The sequence below is a fragment of the Bradyrhizobium sp. BWA-3-5 genome (assembly GCF_032917985.1).
Taxonomy (GTDB): Bacteria; Pseudomonadota; Alphaproteobacteria; order Rhizobiales; family Xanthobacteraceae; genus Bradyrhizobium.
Map to the genome: position 1 here is coordinate 2,306,072 of NZ_CP136626.1, position 17,649 is coordinate 2,323,720.

At 63.5% G+C, this 17,649-nt stretch carries 15 protein-coding genes; 11 read left to right on the forward strand and 4 right to left on the reverse strand.

Annotated features, from left to right (window positions below):
• Positions 1-194: 194 nt before the first annotated feature.
• Genes RX331_RS11080 through RX331_RS11100 form a run of 5 tightly spaced genes read left to right on the forward strand, consistent with a single transcriptional unit; the run spans position 195 to position 4,714 of the window.
• Complete coding sequence (locus RX331_RS11080) at positions 195-1,064, forward strand: branched-chain amino acid ABC transporter permease (protein WP_317256599.1); 870 nt, start codon at positions 195-197, stop codon at positions 1,062-1,064.
• Positions 1,065-1,071: 7 nt separating this feature from the next.
• Positions 1,072-2,103: a branched-chain amino acid ABC transporter permease gene (locus tag RX331_RS11085; protein WP_317256600.1), complete on the forward strand. Its 1,032-nt coding sequence runs from the start codon at positions 1,072-1,074 to the stop codon at positions 2,101-2,103.
• Positions 2,100-2,852, forward strand: a complete 753-nt coding sequence (locus RX331_RS11090) for an ABC transporter ATP-binding protein (protein ID WP_317256601.1) — start codon at positions 2,100-2,102, stop codon at positions 2,850-2,852. The genes RX331_RS11085 and RX331_RS11090 overlap by 4 nt, the downstream gene beginning before the upstream one ends.
• Positions 2,845-3,561, forward strand: coding sequence for an ABC transporter ATP-binding protein (locus tag RX331_RS11095; RefSeq protein ID WP_317256602.1), 717 nt, complete (start codon positions 2,845-2,847; stop codon positions 3,559-3,561). The genes RX331_RS11090 and RX331_RS11095 overlap by 8 nt, the downstream gene beginning before the upstream one ends.
• 34 nt (positions 3,562-3,595) lie before the next feature.
• Positions 3,596-4,714, forward strand: coding sequence for a cobalamin-independent methionine synthase II family protein (locus RX331_RS11100; RefSeq protein ID WP_317256603.1), 1,119 nt, complete (start codon positions 3,596-3,598; stop codon positions 4,712-4,714).
• A gap of 126 nt (positions 4,715-4,840) precedes the next feature.
• Here the strand turns inward: RX331_RS11100 and RX331_RS11105 are convergent, their stop codons facing one another.
• Entirely contained in the window at positions 4,841-6,595 is a 1,755-nt protein-coding gene (locus RX331_RS11105) for a caspase family protein (protein WP_317256604.1), read from the reverse strand.
• A 191-nt stretch (positions 6,596-6,786) separates the two neighbouring features.
• On the opposite strand from RX331_RS11105, the gene RX331_RS11110 reads away from it, so the two are divergent.
• From RX331_RS11110 to RX331_RS11135, 6 genes are all read left to right on the forward strand, one after another.
• Complete coding sequence (locus tag RX331_RS11110) at positions 6,787-8,139, forward strand: hypothetical protein (protein ID WP_317258090.1); 1,353 nt, start codon at positions 6,787-6,789, stop codon at positions 8,137-8,139.
• Positions 8,140-8,196: 57 nt separating this feature from the next.
• Positions 8,197-9,390: a methionine adenosyltransferase gene (gene metK, locus RX331_RS11115; protein WP_317256605.1), complete on the forward strand. Its 1,194-nt coding sequence runs from the start codon at positions 8,197-8,199 to the stop codon at positions 9,388-9,390.
• Positions 9,391-9,591: 201 nt separating this feature from the next.
• A complete protein-coding gene (gene ahcY, locus RX331_RS11120; RefSeq protein ID WP_317256606.1) occupies positions 9,592-11,019 on the forward strand; it encodes an adenosylhomocysteinase in 1,428 nt (475 codons plus the stop codon).
• A 232-nt stretch (positions 11,020-11,251) separates the two neighbouring features.
• Positions 11,252-12,718 carry an NAD(P)/FAD-dependent oxidoreductase gene (locus RX331_RS11125; RefSeq protein ID WP_317256607.1) on the forward strand — a complete coding sequence of 489 codons (1,467 nt, stop codon included), beginning with the start codon at positions 11,252-11,254 and terminating at the stop codon, positions 12,716-12,718.
• A gap of 168 nt (positions 12,719-12,886) precedes the next feature.
• Positions 12,887-13,039 (forward strand): hypothetical protein, encoded by a 153-nt coding sequence (locus tag RX331_RS11130; RefSeq protein WP_199805542.1) that lies wholly within the window; start codon positions 12,887-12,889, stop codon positions 13,037-13,039.
• Positions 13,040-13,255: 216 nt separating this feature from the next.
• Positions 13,256-14,185, forward strand: a complete 930-nt coding sequence (locus tag RX331_RS11135; protein WP_317256608.1) for an aspartyl/asparaginyl beta-hydroxylase domain-containing protein — start codon at positions 13,256-13,258, stop codon at positions 14,183-14,185.
• A gap of 268 nt (positions 14,186-14,453) precedes the next feature.
• Here RX331_RS11135 and RX331_RS11140 read toward each other — a convergent pair whose 3' ends face one another.
• The 3 genes from RX331_RS11140 to RX331_RS11150 form a co-directional block, all read right to left on the reverse strand.
• A complete protein-coding gene (locus RX331_RS11140) occupies positions 14,454-14,771 on the reverse strand; it encodes an EthD family reductase (protein ID WP_283033381.1) in 318 nt (105 codons plus the stop codon).
• Between the two features lie 298 nt (positions 14,772-15,069).
• On the reverse strand, positions 15,070-15,771 hold the full coding sequence (locus RX331_RS11145; protein ID WP_317256609.1) for a fumarylacetoacetate hydrolase family protein: 702 nt from the start codon (positions 15,769-15,771) through the stop codon (positions 15,070-15,072).
• Positions 15,772-15,818: 47 nt separating this feature from the next.
• Positions 15,819-17,639, reverse strand: a complete 1,821-nt coding sequence (locus RX331_RS11150) for an ABC transporter ATP-binding protein (RefSeq protein WP_317256610.1) — start codon at positions 17,637-17,639, stop codon at positions 15,819-15,821.
• Positions 17,640-17,649 lie beyond the last annotated feature (10 nt).

A 17,649-nucleotide genomic window follows, 5' to 3' on the forward strand; every position in this document is an offset into this window, starting at 1 on the left:
CTCTCCCCGCGAAGAGCGGGGAGAGGGAGCAGAGCGGCATTCGCGACTCGTGCTTCTATTTTCTAAGGCACGGACTTGGACCCGCGGCTTGCTCGGCGCAACCTCGCCCCGCTCTTGCGGGGAGAGGTCGGATCGCGGAGCGATCCGGGTGAGGGGCTGGTGCCACAGTCGCACTGTTTGAGATCTGCTGAACTATGACCACGCTGTTCACCATCCTGTTCGACGGTGTCGCCTATGGCATGCTGCTGTTCGTGCTGGCCTGCGGGCTCGCGGTGACGCTCGGCCTGATGAATTTCGTCAATCTGGCCCATGGCGCCTTCGCCATGGCCGGCGGCTATGTTTGCGCGGTGCTGGTGAACAATTCCGGCTGGCCGTTCTTCGCGGCGCTGCCCCTCGCCTTCATCTCCGCCGCGGCGATCGGGGTGCTCTTGGAGCGGACGCTCTACCGCCATCTCTACACCCGCAGCCATCTCGACCAGGTGCTGTTCACGATCGGCCTGACCTTCATGTCGGTGGCCGCGGTCGATTACATCATGGGATCGTCGCGGATCTTCATCAAGCTGCCAGCGGCGCTGGAGGGGCAGTTCGACTTCTTCGGCGTCGGCATCGGCCGCTACCGCCTCATGATCATCGTGATCTGCGGCCTGCTCACGGTCGCCCTGCAGCTGATCCTGTCGAAGACCCGGTTTGGCAGCCGCCTGCGCGCCGCGGTCGACGATCCCCGCGCGGCGATCGGGCTCGGCATCAACGTGCCGCAGGTCTTCGCCTTCACCTTTGCGTTCGGCTGCGGGCTTGCGGGCCTTGGCGGCGCGCTCAGCGCCGAAATCCTCGGGCTCGACCCGTACTTCCCGCTAAAATTCATGATCTACTTTTTGATCGTGGTGACCGTCGGCGGTTCCTCCAGCATCACCGGGCCGTTCCTCGCTTCCTTGCTGCTCGGTATCGGCGACGTCGCCGGCAAATATTACGTGCCGAAGATGGGCCCCTTCGTGATCTACACCATCATGATCGTGATCCTGATCTGGCGTCCGAACGGCCTGTTCGGCCGCGCAGCCGCGCGGTGAGCCCGTGATGACCGTAATCTCCGACGTCTCATCCCATGCCATGGCCCGCGCCCGCTGGCACCCGGCCGAAATCGTATTCTGGCTTCTCGCGCTATCCTGCGCGTTCCTGTTTCCATCCCGCTACCTGATCATGACGGATATCCTGCGGCTGGCGCTGTTCACGCTGTCGCTGGACCTGATCCTCGGTTACGCCGGCATCGTCTCGCTCGGCCACGCGGCGTTCTTCGGTGTCGGTGCGTATTCGGCGGGGCTTCTGGCGCTGCACGGCATCATCAACGAGCCGGTCATCGCGCTGATCGCCGCCGGGCTGATCGCGATGGTGCTGGGCTTCCTCACCAGCTTCCTCGTCATCCGCGGCGTCGACCTGACACGGCTGATGGTGACGCTCGGCATTGCGCTGCTGCTGGAGGCGCTGGCGGAACGCTTCTCCAACATCACCGGCGGCACTGACGGCCTGCAGGGCATCGAGATGCAGCCGATCCTCGGCATGTTCACCTTCGACATGTTCGGCAAGACCGGTTTCTTCTATTCACTGATCGTGCTGTTCCTGCTGTTTCTGCTGGCGCGGCGGATCGTCAATTCGCCGTTCGGCCTCTCGCTGCGCGCGATCAGGAACAATCCGCTTCGCGCATCCGCGATCGGCGTGCCGGTCAACCGCCGGCTGATCGCGATCTATACGGTCGCGGCGTTCTATGCCGGCATTGCCGGCGCACTGTTCACCCAGACGACCGCGTTGGCCTCGCTTGATGTGTTCGCCTTCGAGCGCTCGGCCGACCTGATGCTGGTGCTGGTGATCGGCGGCACCGGCTATCTCTATGGTGGGCTGATCGGCGCCGTTGTCTTCAAGATGCTGCAGGAACTGTTTCAGACCATCACGCCGCAATACTGGCTGTTCTGGATCGGGCTCGTTCTGGTCGTGATGGTGCTGATCGGCCGCGAGCGCATCCATCGCTGGGTGCTGTGGGGCCCGAACCTCATCATTCGCCAGGTGTTCGGCCGCAAGGCCGGCGTCGCCGTGCCCGAAAGCGATGCGCCATGACCGTCGCGCTGGAAACCAGGGCACTGGAAAAATCCTTCGGCGGCCTTCGGGTCACCCGCGACCTGTCGCTGAAAGTCGAGCAGGGCGCCCGCCATGCGCTGATCGGGCCGAACGGTGCCGGCAAGACCACGGTCATCAACCTCCTGACCGGCGTGCTGAAGCCCAATGGCGGCCGGATCCTGCTTGAAGGTAGCGACATCACCGATCTGGCGGTTCACAAGCGGGTGCTGCGGGGACTGTCGCGCACCTTCCAGATCAACCAGCTCTATGCCGACCTGACGCCGCTCGAAACCATCGGGCTCGCCGTCTCCGAACGGCTCGGCCGCGGCGGCGACTGGTGGCGGCGGATGGGCACGCGCGACGACGTCAACCGGGAGGTTGCCGAAACGCTCGGGCGCTTTCACTTGCTCGACGTGATGAACGAACACACGGCGACGCTGCCCTATGGCAAGCAGCGCCTGCTCGAGATTGCGGTCGCGATCGCGACGAGGCCGCGCGTCCTGCTGCTGGACGAGCCTGCCGCAGGCGTGCCCGAAAGCGAGCGCCACGACATTCTGGCGGCGGTCGCGGCGCTGCCGCGCGACGTCACGGTTTTGCTGATCGAGCACGACATGGACCTGGTATTTTCCTTTGCCGACCGCATTTCGGTGCTGGTCAACGGCGCCATGCTGGTGGAGGGTCCGCCGGACGAAGTGGCGCGGGATCCGCAAGTCAAGGCGGTCTATCTCGGCGAGGCCGCCGATGCCTGAGCTTCTCGCGATCGACGCCTTGCGCGCCGGCTACGGCGAAGCCATCGTGCTGCCCTCGATGTCGCTGACGCTGGATGAAGGCCAGGTGCTGGCGCTGTTGGGGCGCAACGGCACCGGCAAGACCACGCTGATCAATTCGATCGTCGGCATCACCCGCCGCTTCGGTGGCGCGATTGCGGTCGGCGGGCTGGATGTCACCGCGATGCGCCCGGACCAGCGCGCGCGGGCAGGGATCGGCTGGGTGCCGCAGGAGCGCAACATCTTCCGCTCGCTGACGGTCGAGGAGAACATGACCGCCGTGGCCCAGCCCGGCCCCTGGACCGTAGAGAGGATCTACGAGATGTTTCCGCGGCTGAAGGAGCGTCGCAACAATTTCGGCAACCAGCTTTCCGGCGGCGAGCAGCAAATGCTGGCGATCGGCCGCGCGCTGACCCTCAATCCAAAGGTGCTGCTGCTGGACGAGCCGACCGAGGGGCTGGCGCCGATCATCGTTGAAGAATTGTTAAGGGCGCTCGGCACGATCACCCGTTCCGGGGGCATCTGCTCGATCATTGTCGAACAGAATGCGCAAAAGGTTCTGGGGCTGGCCGACCGGGTTGTGATATTGGAACGCGGCGCGATCGTGCATGATGCCGCCAGCAGCGCGCTGAAGGCCGATCCCGCCGTGCTCGAACGCTATCTCGGCGTCGCCGGCGCCGCCGCGCACTAGATTGCCGCGTATTAGAATGATGGGAGTTGAGACCATGCAGAGAACCAAGCCCCCGTTCCGCGCCGACGAGGTCGGCAGCCTGCTCCGGCCGCCGCGCATCAAGGAGGCGCGTGCCAAGCTCGAGAAGGGCGAGATCACAGCGGAGGAACTGCGCAAGGCCGAAGACCTCGAGATCGAGAAGGTCGTGCACAAGCAGGCCTCAGTCGGCCTGAAGCTGGCGACCGACGGCGAATTCCGCCGCTCCTGGTGGCATTTCGATTTTCTTAGCCATCTCACGGGCTGCGAGCTGTTCCATCCGGAAACCGGCATTCAGTTCGCCGGCGTCGAGACCCGCCATGACGCCGTCCGCGTCATCGGCAAGCTCGATTTTCCCGACAACCACCCGATGCTGGATCATTTCCGTTTCCTGAAGAAGCATGCCGACACCGCCCACGTCACGCCAAAGATGACGATCCCGTCGCCGGCGGTGCTGCATTTCCGCGGCGGCCGCAAGTCGATCTCCAAGGAGGTCTATCCCGATCTGGAGGAATTCTTCCTCGACCTCGGCAAGACCTATCGCAAGGCGGTCAAGGCGTTCTACGACGCCGGCTGCCGCTATCTGCAGTTCGACGACACCGTGTGGGCCTATCTGTGCTCGCAGGACGAATTGCAGAAGGCGCGCGACCGCGGCGACAATCCGGACGGCCTGCAGGAGACCTATGCGCGCATCATCAATTACGCGCTGGCCGATCGGCCGGCCGACATGGTGGTGACCACGCACGTTTGCCGCGGCAATTTCCGTTCGACCTGGATCTCCTCCGGCGGCTACGAGCCGGTGGCCGAGACCATGCTGGCCGGCACCAATTACGACGGCTACTTCCTCGAATATGATTCCGACCGCGCCGGCGGCTTCGAGCCGCTGCGCTATCTGCCCAAGGGCAACAAGGTCGTGGTGGTCGGCGTCATCACCTCGAAGTTCGGCGAGCTCGAGAAAAAGGACGACATCAAGCGCCGCCTCGAGGAGGCCGCGAAGTTTGCGCCGCTGGAGCAGCTCGCTGTATCGCCGCAATGCGGCTTTGCCTCGACCGAGGAAGGCAACATCCTCTCCGAGAAGGAGCAGTGGGCCAAGCTCAGCCTCGCGGTGGAAGTGGCGAACGAGGTGTGGGGGAAATAAGCCGCGGTCCCTCGTCGCCGTCATTGCGAGGAGCGATAGCGACGAAGCAATCCATCTATCCCCGTGCGGAGATGTGGATTGCTTCGCTCCGCTCGCAATGACGCGGTGAGGGCGGCGCAAGCGCCGTCATTTCTCCGCCAGATAAACCTCTCCGAGCAGCGACGAGTTCGACCACGGCACCTGCTTGCCCTTGGTCGCGGCGACGACTTCGGCGCGGACGCGCGTCAGCATCTGCTGCACCTCGAGTCCGGGCGTACCGATGTGGCGCGACAGCGCGGCCGAGAACGGGCTGTTGGCGCCTTCGCCGTCGAGTGCGACCTGGCCGGGCGCGGTTGCAAACGCGATCAGCGTGCCGGCGCCGCGCGTCGCACCGCTGCCGAGCGTTGAGGGGGCGGCCAGTCCCGAGCCCACCTCGATATCGCGGGCCGGGCCGGCGGAAGCAACCTTCGGCGCCATCGGATTGTTGCGGCAGGCATCGAGGATTAGGATGTTGGTGCGGACCTGATCATCGAGGCCGGCCATGATCGTATCCATGTCCATCATCGTCTCGGTGACGCCGCTGCCGGAACGAAGCTGGATGTCGACCGGCACGAGATAATTGCGGCCATCGATCTGCACGCCATGGCCGGCGTAGTAGACCACCGCCACCTGCGCCCGCACGGCCTCGCGCAGGAAATCGCGGATCGTCGCCTGCATGCCAGTGCGGTCGAGGTCGGTGCCTTCGGTCACCGTAAAGCCGATCTCGCGCAGGCTCTTGGCCATCGCGCGCGCATCGTTGGTCGGATTGGGCAGCGGCTTGACATAGGCATAGGCGCTGTTGCCGATCACCAGCGCCACGCGCCGGCTGGTTTCCGCGCGCTGCTGCTGCTCCGCGGCGGGCGGCGGAGGCGGGCCCGCTGCACCCTTTGGCGCGGGCGGGGCCGCCGCCCCGCTCTGTGCTGGGGCTGGCGCAGCCACCGCCTCCTTGGCCATTCGCGGAGACGCCGGCGCGACCGCCTCCGACAACAGCGACAGGCGCACCTTCGCGGTCGCCTGATTGGCCTTGCTGCCGGCGTCGGAGGCCTGGCCTTCGAGCACCGCGGTGTAATCCTGCCTGGCGCGCACGAGATCGCCCTTGGCCTCATAGGCGAGGGCGCGTTGGCCGTAGGCTGAGATCAGCACGCTGCCGGGCGGCGTCATGATGTTGGTCGGTACTTTTGCTTTCGCGAGCCGGATCGCCTCTGACGTGTCGGCGATGGCGCGATCGAGATATCCCTTCGCACGCCAGATCACCGAGCGGTTGGCGAGCGGCTGCGGCAATTGCGGGTCGAGGCGGATCGCCTCGTTGATGTCGGCGAGCGCGCCGTCAAGGTCGCCGAGCGCCTGTTTCGATATGCCGCGATTTTGCCAGGAGAACGCGGATGGCGGGCCGAGCTTGATCGATTGGTCATAGTCGGCAATTGCCTTGGCGAATTCGCCCTTGCTACGCCAGGCGTTGCCGCGGTTGTGATAGAGGATGCCGCTCGGCGGCCCGATCCGCAGCGCGTCGTTGAAATCCGCGATCGCGATATCGTCTTCGCCTTTATCGTAATAGGCCGAGCCACGCAGATTGTAGGCGGCGACGCTGCCATGCAGACGGATCGCCTCGCTGGCGTCCGCAATCACCTGGGCGTAGTTGCCCTTCTTGTTCCATCCGACCGCGCGCCAGAAATAGATGGTGGCGAGCTTTTCGCCGGAAAACACCTTCAGCGCGATGATCTTGTTGCAGGCATCGATCTGCTGATCGGCGGGTGTCGTGTCGGTGGTGCAGAGCGGCCCAAGCTGGTTGCGCGCCTGTGCTAGGGCGGAAGCCGGCCACAGCGCGGCGGCGAGTAGGGCTAGGATCGGGATTGCGCGGCGCATCAGGTCCCCATGATTGGCAGTCGCAAGTAGCGGATACTGCTTTGTTGCCGCCTGCTGAATGGCGGTTCAAGGCTGGGCCGGCGGCGGTCTCCAGGAGCCGGCAATTGGGGGGTTTCTTTGGTGGGCAGGTCGTGGTAGGACGATCCGATCATCCGGCGCTGCCCACCGGCGCTTCCCAAAATCCCGGCACGATGAAGAACGACCAGATCCTCAGCCAGATCACAGACTTCTGCCGCCATTCCGATATGGCGGAGACGACGTTTGGCCGCCGGGTGGTCAACGACGGCAAGCTCGTGCATCGCCTGCGCGAGGGCAAGCGCATCACCGTCGATACGCTCGACCGCATCAATGCCTATATCGCGGCGTCCACCGGCGCGCTGCCGCCGCCGCGCGGCCTCGACGTGCCGCCGGAAAAGCGCGATCCGCGGGGCAATTTCCGTTTTTTCGAGAACCGGCAGAAATACCTGCTGTTCGTCCACACCTGCAGCGAAAAGCGGGTGATTGCGGAGCGGGTGGGGCTCGAACTGTCCAGCCTGCATCCGCGGCCGCCGGCGCTGCGGGTGTTCGATGCCGGCGTCGGCGACGGCACGGTGCTGGCGCGGGTGATGCGCTCGATGCACGGCCGCTTTCCGCACATGCCGTTCTATATCGCCGGCAAGGAGCTCAGCCTGGAAGACGTCCGCCTGACGCTCGACAAGGTGCCTGACCGGCTGTTCGAGCACCCGGCGACCGTCGTCGTCCTGACCAACATGCATTATGCGGAGGCGCCCTGGCTGACCCCGGCCTCGCCAGCGGCAGCGGCCGGCATGATCTGGCACGAGGTCGCGCTGCGGGGGGCCTCTTCAGGAGAATTCGAAACCCAGATCGCCGAATTGGGACCGTTTCTGGAGCAGAACTGGCGGGCCAATATCAGCCCCAAATCGGGCATGCCGATCTATGAACGCCCGGTGGCCCTGGTGGTGTACCGCGAGGATCACCGGTTCCTGCTCGATTCGATCATCCCCCGCGCGGGCCGGACGGAAGCCAATTTCGACCTCGTGATTGCTTCCCAGCCCTATCGGGCCAAGTCCTCTGTGAATTTCCGTGCCAAGCGCATCATTGCGCCGCTGGCGCGCAGCTTGCGGGCCGGGGGCCGTCTGATCGGAATTCACTCCCACGGCCACGATCCGGGCCTGGAAATCATCCAGGCGGTCTGGCCGGGAGAAAATCCTTTCGCCGTGAGCCGCCATGAGCTATTGCGCGCGGTGAAATACGAGCTCGGATCGGCCGGGCGCGACCTTAACTTTAATGCCTACGCCGATAACCGTTCCATCTTCCGTTATGATATGGAAGCGCTGCCAAACGAGGTGACCGGCTCGATCGGAACCTCGACGGCTTTTGCAGCGTGGAATGCGGCAGTGTATGTCGCCCAGATCGAAGACGACCGGTTGACGGACATGACTGAAAACAGCCGGGCCCTCGATGCCACGCGAGAGGTTCTGCGCAAGCATAATGGGCTTTGGTTTTACGACGAATCCTACGTCATTTCGCGGCGTCGCGACTGACATTCCGGGATAGATCACACACAGCCGCCGGCAGCCGGCGGGAACAAGGGGTTGTTGATGCGCGCGTCTTATCTTTTCACCAGCGAGTCGGTTTCCGAGGGGCATCCGGACAAGGTTTGCGATCGTATCTCGGATGAGATCGTCGATCTGTTTTACCGGGAAGGGCCGAAGGCGGGCATCGATCCCTGGCAGATCCGCGCGGCTTGCGAGACGCTCGCCACCACCAACAAGGTGGTGATCGCCGGCGAAACCCGCGGTCCGAGCTCGGTGACCAACGAGCAGATCGAAAGCGTGGTGCGCGGGGCTATCAAGGACATCGGCTACGAGCAGGAGGGCTTCCACTGGGAGAAGGCCGATATCGAGATCCTGCTGCATCCGCAGTCGGCCGATATCGCGCAGGGCGTCGATGGCAAGCAGCCCAGCAACCAGGAAGAGGGCGCGGGCGACCAGGGCATCATGTTCGGCTACGCCACCAACGAGACGCCCGATTTGATGCCGGCACCGATTTTCTACGCGCACAAGATACTGCGTTTGATTTCCGAAGCGCGTCACTCCGGCCGCGAGAAAGTGCTCGGTCCGGACTCCAAGAGCCAGGTCACCGTGCAGTATGAGAACGGCAAGCCCGTCGGCGTGCGTGAGATCGTGGTCTCGCACCAGCATCTGGTCGAGGACCTCACCTCCAACCAGATTCGTGACATCGTCGAGCCCTATGTGCGCGAGGCGCTGCCGAAGGACTGGATCAACGGCAAGACCATCTGGCACATCAATCCGACCGGCAAATTCTTCATCGGCGGCCCCGACGGCGACGCCGGCCTGACCGGCCGCAAGATCATCGTCGATACCTATGGCGGCGCGGCCCCGCATGGCGGCGGCGCTTTCTCCGGCAAGGACCCGACCAAGGTCGACCGTTCCGCAGCCTATGCCGCGCGCTACGTCGCCAAGAACATCGTTGCCGCCGGTCTCGCCGACCGCTGCACGCTGCAACTCGCGTACGCGATCGGTGTGGCGCGTCCGCTGTCGATCTATATCGATACCCATGGCACCGGTAAGGTGTCGGAGGACGAGCTCGAGAAGGCGGCCGCGAAGGCGATGGATTTGACGCCGCGCGGCATCCGTACCCATCTCGACCTCAACCGTCCGATCTACGCGCGCACCTCGGCCTACGGCCATTTCGGCCGCACGCCGGACAATGAAGGCGGCTTCTCCTGGGAGAAGACCGACCTCGTCGAACCGCTCAAGCGCGCGGTCTAATCCTCTTACCTCGCCCCGCTTGCGGGGAGAGGTCGCCGCGAAGCGGCGGGTGAGGGGGACTCTCCACGGGCTCAGTGCGCGGATGCAGCCCCTCACCCCGACCCTCTCCCCGTAAGAATGGGGCGAGGGAGAAGGCCGCGTCACATGGCGTTCGGCTCGCTTTGTTACTGAAACGCTGGACTCACCGACTAGGAAAGCAACATGAACGCCCCCACCAAGCCCGGCTTCACCGACTACATCGTCAAGGACATTTCGCTCGCCGATTTCGGCCGCAAGGAGATCTCGCTGGCCGAGACCGAAATGCCCGGCCTGATGGCGACGCGTGAGGAATACGGCCCCAAACAGCCCTTGAAGGGCGCGCGCATCGCCGGCTCGCTGCACATGACGATCCAAACCGCGGTGCTGATCGAGACGCTGGCCGCACTCGGCGCCGACATCCGTTGGGTCTCGTGCAACATCTATTCGACGCAGGACCACGCCGCCGCCGCGATCGCCGCTGCCGGCATTCCGGTGTTCGCCGTGAAGGGCGAGACGCTGACCGAATATTGGGACTACACCGCTAAATTGTTCGACTGGCACGGCGGCGGCACGCCCAACATGATCCTCGATGACGGCGGCGACGCCACCATGCTGGTGCATGCCGGCTATCGCGCCGAGCAGGGCGACACTGCGTTCCTCGACAAGCCGACGTCGGAGGAAGAGGAAATCTTCTACGCGCTGGTCAAGCGCCTGTTGAAGGAGAAACCGAAGGGCTACTTCGCGGAGATCGCCAAGAACATCAAGGGCGTCTCAGAGGAGACGACGACGGGCGTGCACCGCCTTTACGACATGGCGAGCAAGGGCTCGCTGCTGTTCCCGGCGATCAACGTCAACGACAGCGTCACCAAGTCGAAGTTCGACAACCTCTATGGCTGCCGCGAGTCGCTGGTCGACGGCATCCGCCGCGGCACCGACGTCATGATGTCGGGCAAGATCGCGATGGTCGCCGGCTTTGGCGACGTCGGTAAAGGCAGCGCGGCATCGCTGCGCCAGGCCGGCTGCCGCGTCATGGTTTCAGAAGTCGATCCGATCTGCGCGCTGCAGGCGGCGATGGAAGGCTATGAGGTCGTGACCATGGAAGACGCGGCGCCGCGCGCCGACATCTTCGTCACCGCGACCGGCAACAAGGACATCATCACCATCGACCACATGCGCGCGATGAAGGATCGCGCCATCGTCTGCAACATCGGCCACTTCGACAACGAGATCCAGATCGCGGGCCTGCGTAATCTGAAGTGGACCAACATCAAGCCGCAGGTCGACGAGATCGAGTTCCCCGACAAGCACCGGATCATCCTTCTCTCGGAAGGGCGCCTGGTGAATCTCGGCAACGCCATGGGCCATCCGTCCTTCGTGATGTCCGCTTCGTTCACCAACCAGACGCTGGCGCAGATCGAGCTGTTCGCCAACAACAAGAACGGCAAGTACGAGAAAAAAGTCTACGTGCTGCCGAAGACGCTCGACGAGAAGGTTGCGCGCCTGCACCTCGCCAAGATCGGCGTCAAGCTGACCGAACTGCGCAAGGACCAGGCCGACTATATCGGCGTCAAGCCGGAAGGCCCGTACAAGTCGGATCATTACCGCTACTGATTTCGGACGGGCTGCGGCACACCCGCCGCCCTAAACGCGAAAGCCTCGAAAAGCCTCGGAGCGATCCGGGGCTTTTTGCTGGCTGGCGGAATAACGCGGATTGTTTTCAGCGTTTTCGCAACAGAGGCGCCGCGGCCGCTATTTCGATACAGCATGTATCGCGACGGCCGGCGCACATGCGAGTTGCAATTTCTGCCTGCTGCCCATTACATCTGAAAGCAGGGAGAACGCCATGACCGATACGCCAGAGCATTTCGACGTCCTCATCGTCGGCGCCGGACTTTCCGGCATTGGCGCGGGCTATCACCTGCAGGAGAAGTGCCCCGCCAAGAGCTACGTGATCCTCGAAGGGCGCGACTGCATCGGCGGCACCTGGGATCTGTTTCGCTATCCCGGCATCCGGTCCGACAGCGACATGTACACGCTCGGCTATTCGTTCCGCCCCTGGACCGAGCCAAAGGCGATCGCCGACGGGCCGCGCATCCTGAACTATGTGCGGCAGACCGCGACCGAGAATGGCATCGACAAGCACATCCGCTTCCAGCACCGCGTCAAGCGCGCATCCTGGTCGTCGCCGGATTCACGCTGGACGGTGGAGGTCGAACGCATCGCGGGCGAGGGGGCGACCGAGACCGCGCGCTTCACGTGCAATTTCCTGTTCATGTGCTCGGGCTATTACAAATACGAGGAAGGCTATACGCCGGAATTTTCGGGCACGGCGGACTTCGAAGGCAAGATCGTGCATCCGCAGAAATGGCCCGAGGCTCTCGATTACGCCGGCAAGCGCGTGGTGGTGATCGGCTCTGGCGCAACCGCGGTGACGCTGGTGCCGGAGTTGGCCAAAACTGCAAGCCACGTCACCATGCTGCAGCGCTCGCCGACCTATGTGGTGGCGCGGCCGGCGGAAGATGCGCTGGCCAACAAGCTGCGCAAGAACCTTTCCGCCAAACTGGCCTACCACCTGATCCGCTGGCGCAACGTGCTGTTCGGCATGTATTTCTTCCAGCTCTGCCGCCGCAAGCCCGACCGCGCCAAGCAGCTCATCCTCGGCGGCGTCAAGATGGCGCTGGGCCCGGAATACGACGTCGGAAAACATTTCACGCCGCGATACAATCCCTGGGAGCAGCGGCTCTGCCTGGTGCCGGATGGCGATCTCTTCAAGTCGATCCGCGACAAGCGCGCTTCGGTCGTCACCAATGAAATCGACACCTTCACCAGGCGTGGCATCAGGCTGAAGGACGGCAGCGAGCTCGAGGCCGACATCGTCGTCACCGCGACTGGGCTCGTGCTGCAGGTGGTCGGAGGCCTCGAGGTCAGCGTCGACGGCCGCGCGATCGATTTCGCGCGGACGCTGAACTACAAGGGCATGATGTATTCGGATATCCCCAACATGGCCTCGGCGTTCGGCTACACCAACGCGTCCTGGACGCTGAAATGCGATCTGACTTGCGAATATGTCTGCCGTCTCATCAACTACATGGATCGGAACGGCTACAAGCAGTGCATGCCGCATAATGTCGATCCTGACGTGACGGAACTGCCCTCGCTCGATTTCTCCTCCGGCTATGTGCAGCGCTCGATCGCGAAACTGCCCAAGCAGGGCTCGAAGCGGCCATGGCGGCTGTACCAGAACTACGCGCTCGACATCGTGACCTTGCGCTACGGCAAGGTCGATGACGGGGTGATGCAGTATTCGTGACGCCGTATTCGAGGTGGCATCGGGCGGCTGCGTCCGCTCGTCCCATGCGTCGTTTCGCGTATACGTAAGTTCTTTCGAATCGTCCAAGGTGCCCACAGGGTTAACGCCGGATTAACCGGCGTGCCGCTACGCTGCGTGACTTGCGGCCCTGACAGCACGAGGAAGCCCATGGACGCCCAGCGAATTGCCATCGACGCCATCGTGGCGCTCACCGATTGCGACCGCGAGGCGGCCGCCGCCTTCGTCCGCAAATGCTATCTCGCCGGCGTCCGCGATCCCAAGCGCCTCACGTTCAAGGGCCTGCAGGCGCTGCGGGGGTGAGGACCGGCTCGGCAGCTCTGCAGTCTATCCGCATCCTGGAGCGCGCGGCGTTCGTCATCTCTTCGCGCTGACGTTTTCTTGAGCCCGTGTTGAAACCCTTGATACTCGGCTGCGCGCATGATGAAATACGCGGAAATGTAGCCTAACGGAACATAGCACCCCCGAATTTCCTGGCCGCGGATCCGATTCGCGCATCACAGGTACAGGAACCGGAAAATGCTCCAGCAGATTTTCGCGCCACAACTTGTCGTTCTCTACATCCTCGTCGCATCCACGCTCTATGTGCACTTCCGCAGCCGCGAGCGGCTTCGGATCACGCGCCAGATCGGCGATCACTCGACCTATCTCGCGCCCTATAATGTGCTGATGTATGCGGGCTCGGCGATTCCGAACCAGCCGGTGATCCCGGTCGAGCGATTTCCGGAGTTGGCAAAACTCAGCGAGAACTGGGAGACCATCCGCGAGGAGGCGGTACGGCTATTCGACGAAGGTTTCATCCGCGCCGCAGCCAAGAACAACGACTGGGGCTTCTACTCGTTCTTCAAGAGCGGCTGGAAACGCTTTTATCTCAAATGGTACGACGACTTTCTTCCCTCGGCGCGTTCACTGTGTCCGAAGACGGTTGAACTGTTGAATTCGATCCCGACGGTGCACGGCGCGATGTTCGCCATGCTGCCGCCCGGCGGCAAGCTCGGCGCGCACCGCGATCCCTTTGCCGGCTCGCTGCGCTACCACCTCGGCCTCGTCACGCCCAATTCGGACAGGTGCCGGATCCTGGTCGACGGCGTGCCATGCGTCTGGCGCGACGGCGAAGCCTTCATGTTCGACGAGACGTTCATCCACAGCGCCGAAAACGCCACCGACGTCAACCGCATCATCCTGTTCTGCGACGTCGAGCGCCCGATGAAGTTCGGCTTCATGACCGCGATCAACCGCTGGGTCAGCCACCACATCGTCAAGGCCTCCGCGACCCAGAACATGGAAGGCGAGCATGTCGGCGCGCTGAACAAGGTGTTCGGCAAGCTCTATGAAGCCCATCTCGCCAGCCGCAAGGTCAAGGCGTGGAACCGCACGGTCTACTACACGCTGAAATATTCGCTGATGGTCGGGATCGTCGGGTTGATCGTGTTGTCGGCGCTGCGATGAGGGGTATTGGACTGTCATCCCCGCGCAGGCGACGCGCAGGCGGGGATGCAGTGCGCCGCGGCTTATCGGTTCTATCACTGCTGTCTCTGGAATACTGGGTCACCCGCCTGCGCGGGGGATGACAGCGGAATATGACTTCGCGATCCCGCAATTGGTCGCTCCCAAGTAACCCGCCATCTCACAACGGTCCTGCGCAACAGTTACACACGTCATGAAATCGGCGGGTTACGCTTCGCTAAACGCCCTATGCCTCGACCGGGGCGCTACGCTAATGGCCGACGACCACTTCGCTGATCTGGATTACCGGAGACTGGTCAGTATAGTTCGGAATGTCGGCCATGATCTCCTTGGCGTGCGGCCCGAAGCCGGTCTGGAAGGCCTCGATGGAGTCGCAGAAGATGTGGCACATGCCGACATAAGTCGCGGGAGCGCCGGGGGCGCCGCCGGCGAGGCCCTTGTCGATGGTGTAGTACTTGCAGGCATCGCCCATGCGCGCCTTCACCAGCGGCATGTGCTTGTCGCGGTAGTAATCGTGATCGAAGCGTCCGCCCGGTGTGTTGGGATACATTACGCTGACCTTGATCATGGACGTTCCTCCGATCTGATGTTCGCCGTTATGTGCCGGCAATAGCCGAAATCTGCGGCAGTTTTGCGGATCATGCAACCGGCATAGGGGGACGTGCCCGGAGGCGGTCGCGGGCATGAGTCTGGACGCAGTGCCGTAGGATGGGTAGAGCGCAGCGAAACCCATCGATTCCGGTGCGCGCTGCGAGATGATGGGTTTCGCTGCGCTCTACCCATCCTACGCACCCATTTCCGCGGCAACGAAAAAGCCCCGGACCGAGATCCGGGGCTTCCTGTTGAGTGCACGCGTTGTGACGCCGTTATTCCGGCTTGCCGATATTGACCTTGAGCGTGCCGACGCCGTCGACGCCGCATTCGAGCCTGTCGCCGGGTTGCAGCTGGGAGACGCCGGCCGGCGTGCCCGTCATGATGATGTCGCCGGCGGCGAGTTTTACCTGCTGCGAGAGCTGCCAGATGATTTCGGGCACGTTCCAGATCAGTTCGGTGAGGTCGCCCTTTTGCGCTTCCTTGCCGTTCACGGTCAGCCAGATCTTGCCCTTGGTGGGATGGCCGATCTTGAACGCCGGCTGGATCGCCGAGCAGGGCGCGGAATAATCGAATGACTTGCCGATCTCCCACGGCCGCTCCTTCTTGCGCGAGGCGATCTGCAGGTCGCGGCGGGTGAGGTCGATGCCGACGGCGTAGCCGTAGACATGATCGAGCGCCTTCTCGGTGGGAATATTGAGGCCGCCGCTCTTCATCGCGACGATCAACTCGACCTCGTGATGCAGGTCCTTGGTCAGCGGCGGATAGGGGATTGTCGCGCCATCGGGCACCAGCATGTCGGCGTGCTTGGCAAAGAAGAACGGCGGGGCGCGCTCGTCATTGCCCATCTCTCTGATGTGCTCGAGATAGTTGCGCCCGACGCACCAGATGCGGCGGACCGGATAGACGCCGGCCTCACCGACGACGGGAAGCGAGGGCTGCGGGACGGCTGCGATGACGTAGGAAGCTGCGTTCATGAAAATGGTCTCGGGTGGTTACAACGGGAAAACCGGCGGGTTGCCTTTTACGCGGTTGCGCCGACCGGCGCCAGACTTGGGTGACCGGCATCGCGCTGCTGCAGGCGGAAGAACGAGGCATAGCGGCCGCCGCGGCGCAGCAAATCGTCGTGTTGGCCGCGCTCGACGATCTCGCCGCCCTCGACCACCAGGATTGTATCGGCGTGCATGATGGTGTGCAGGCGGTGGGCGATCACGATGGTGGTGCGGTTCTGGCAGAGGTGATCGATTGCCTCCTGCACCGCCTTTTCGGATTCCGAATCCAGCGCCGCAGTCGCTTCATCGAGCAGGATGATCGGCGCGTTGCGGATCAGCGCCCGCGCCACCGCGATGCGTTGGCGCTGGCCGCCGGAAAGCTGGGTGCCGTGCTCGCCGACCTGGGTGTCGTAGCCGAGCGGAAAGCCCATGATGAAGTCGTGTGCGCAGGCCGCTTTCGCCGCCGCCACGATCTCGTCCTGCGTGGCGCCATCCTTGCCGAAGGCGATGTTGGCGCCGATCGTGTCGCGGAATAGGTAGACGTCCTGTCCGACATAGCCGCTCTGCCGCCGCAGCGAGCGCCGCGACACGCCTGATATGTTCTGGCCGTCGATCAGGATGTCGCCCTGGTTCACTTCATAGAGCCGCAGCAGCAGCGCGAGCACGGTGGATTTGCCGCCGCCGGACGGGCCGACCAGGGCGGTGGTCTTGCCGGGCTCGGCGACGAAGCTCATGTTCTTCAGGACCGGCTCGTCGATCCGGTAGGCAAAGGTGACGTCGCGGAATTCGACCCGCGCGTTCAAGAGTTTCAGTGCTGGCTTGTCGTCGTCGGGCGGCTCGCTCGCCGGGCTATCGACGATCTCGAGCAGCATGCGGGCGCCGACCAGCTTGCTGTTCAGGTCGATGTTGAGCCGCGACAGGCGCTTGGCGGGCTCGGTCGCCAGCAAAAACGCCGTCATGAAGGAGAAGAACTGGCCGGGCGTCGCGCCGAGCGCGACCACGCTGTAGCCGCCATAGAGCAGGCAGCCCGCCACGGCAAAGCCGCCGAGCATTTCCATCAGCGGATTGGCGCGGTTGGACACCCGCGCCATCTTGTTGGAATTGCGCTCGACGATCCCAATGTTCTCGTCGATCTGCCGCTGCATGGCCTCTTCGAGCGTGAACGCCTTCACGGTGCGGATGCCCTGCAGCGCCTCCTGCATGGTCTCCATGATGTCGGCGCTGCCGGTGAACTGGCTGTGGGCGAGGCCCTTGATGCGCTTCACCAGCTTGCGCAAGAACAGCATGGCTGGCGGCACCACCAGAAGGCCGATCAGCGACAGGACCGGATCCTGGGCGACCATCACGCCGACCAGCGAAATCAATAGCAGCACGTCGCGCCCGACCGCGTTGATCAGGAGCTCCATCACCTCGGTGATGGAGCGTGCGCCCGAGGTCAGCCGGGCCAGAAATTCCGACGAATGGCGCTGCGAATAGAAGCCGATGCTTTCGTTCATCAGCTTGGCGAACAGCCGCCGCTGGTTGTTGGCGAGGATGGCGTTGCCGATCTTCGACAGGATCACCTGGTGGCCATAGGTCGCCACGCCCTTGATGAACAAGAGGATCACCGTGACGCCGGACAACAGCGCGATGCCCATCACGTTCTTGTCGACATAGGCCTGGTTGATCACCTGGCCCAGGATATAGGCCGAACCCGCGGTGGCGGCGGCGGCAAGGCCCATGAGCGCGAACGCCAGCAAATAGCGGCGCCAGTAGACGATGCCCTGTTCCATCACGAGGCGGCGAATCAGGATCGCCGCGCCATAGGGATCGTCGGTGATTTTTCGGGTCGGTTTCTTAGGAAGTTCGGTCATCCGCGTTCCA

Bases quoted from the DNA above. Each gene is read 5' to 3' on its own strand.
- RX331_RS11080 (WP_317256599.1), top strand. From the start codon at position 195: ATGACCACGCTGTTCACCATCCTGTTCGACGGTGTCGCCTATGGCATG.
- RX331_RS11125 (WP_317256607.1), top strand. From the start codon at position 11,252: ATGACCGATACGCCAGAGCATTTCGACGTCCTCATCGTCGGCGCCGGA.
- RX331_RS11095 (WP_317256602.1), top strand. From the start codon at position 2,845: ATGCCTGAGCTTCTCGCGATCGACGCCTTGCGCGCCGGCTACGGCGAA.
- RX331_RS11105 (WP_317256604.1), bottom strand. From the start codon at position 6,595: ATGCGCCGCGCAATCCCGATCCTAGCCCTACTCGCCGCCGCGCTGTGG.
- RX331_RS11145 (WP_317256609.1), bottom strand. From the start codon at position 15,771: ATGAACGCAGCTTCCTACGTCATCGCAGCCGTCCCGCAGCCCTCGCTT.
- RX331_RS11090 (WP_317256601.1), top strand. From the start codon at position 2,100: ATGACCGTCGCGCTGGAAACCAGGGCACTGGAAAAATCCTTCGGCGGC.
- RX331_RS11130 (WP_199805542.1), top strand. From the start codon at position 12,887: ATGGACGCCCAGCGAATTGCCATCGACGCCATCGTGGCGCTCACCGAT.
- RX331_RS11100 (WP_317256603.1), top strand. From the start codon at position 3,596: ATGCAGAGAACCAAGCCCCCGTTCCGCGCCGACGAGGTCGGCAGCCTG.
- RX331_RS11085 (WP_317256600.1), top strand. From the start codon at position 1,072: ATGACCGTAATCTCCGACGTCTCATCCCATGCCATGGCCCGCGCCCGC.
- metK (WP_317256605.1), top strand. From the start codon at position 8,197: ATGCGCGCGTCTTATCTTTTCACCAGCGAGTCGGTTTCCGAGGGGCAT.
- RX331_RS11140 (WP_283033381.1), bottom strand. From the start codon at position 14,771: ATGATCAAGGTCAGCGTAATGTATCCCAACACACCGGGCGGACGCTTC.
- RX331_RS11110 (WP_317258090.1), top strand. From the start codon at position 6,787: ATGAAGAACGACCAGATCCTCAGCCAGATCACAGACTTCTGCCGCCAT.
- RX331_RS11150 (WP_317256610.1), bottom strand. From the start codon at position 17,639: ATGACCGAACTTCCTAAGAAACCGACCCGAAAAATCACCGACGATCCC.
- RX331_RS11135 (WP_317256608.1), top strand. From the start codon at position 13,256: ATGCTCCAGCAGATTTTCGCGCCACAACTTGTCGTTCTCTACATCCTC.
- ahcY (WP_317256606.1), top strand. From the start codon at position 9,592: ATGAACGCCCCCACCAAGCCCGGCTTCACCGACTACATCGTCAAGGAC.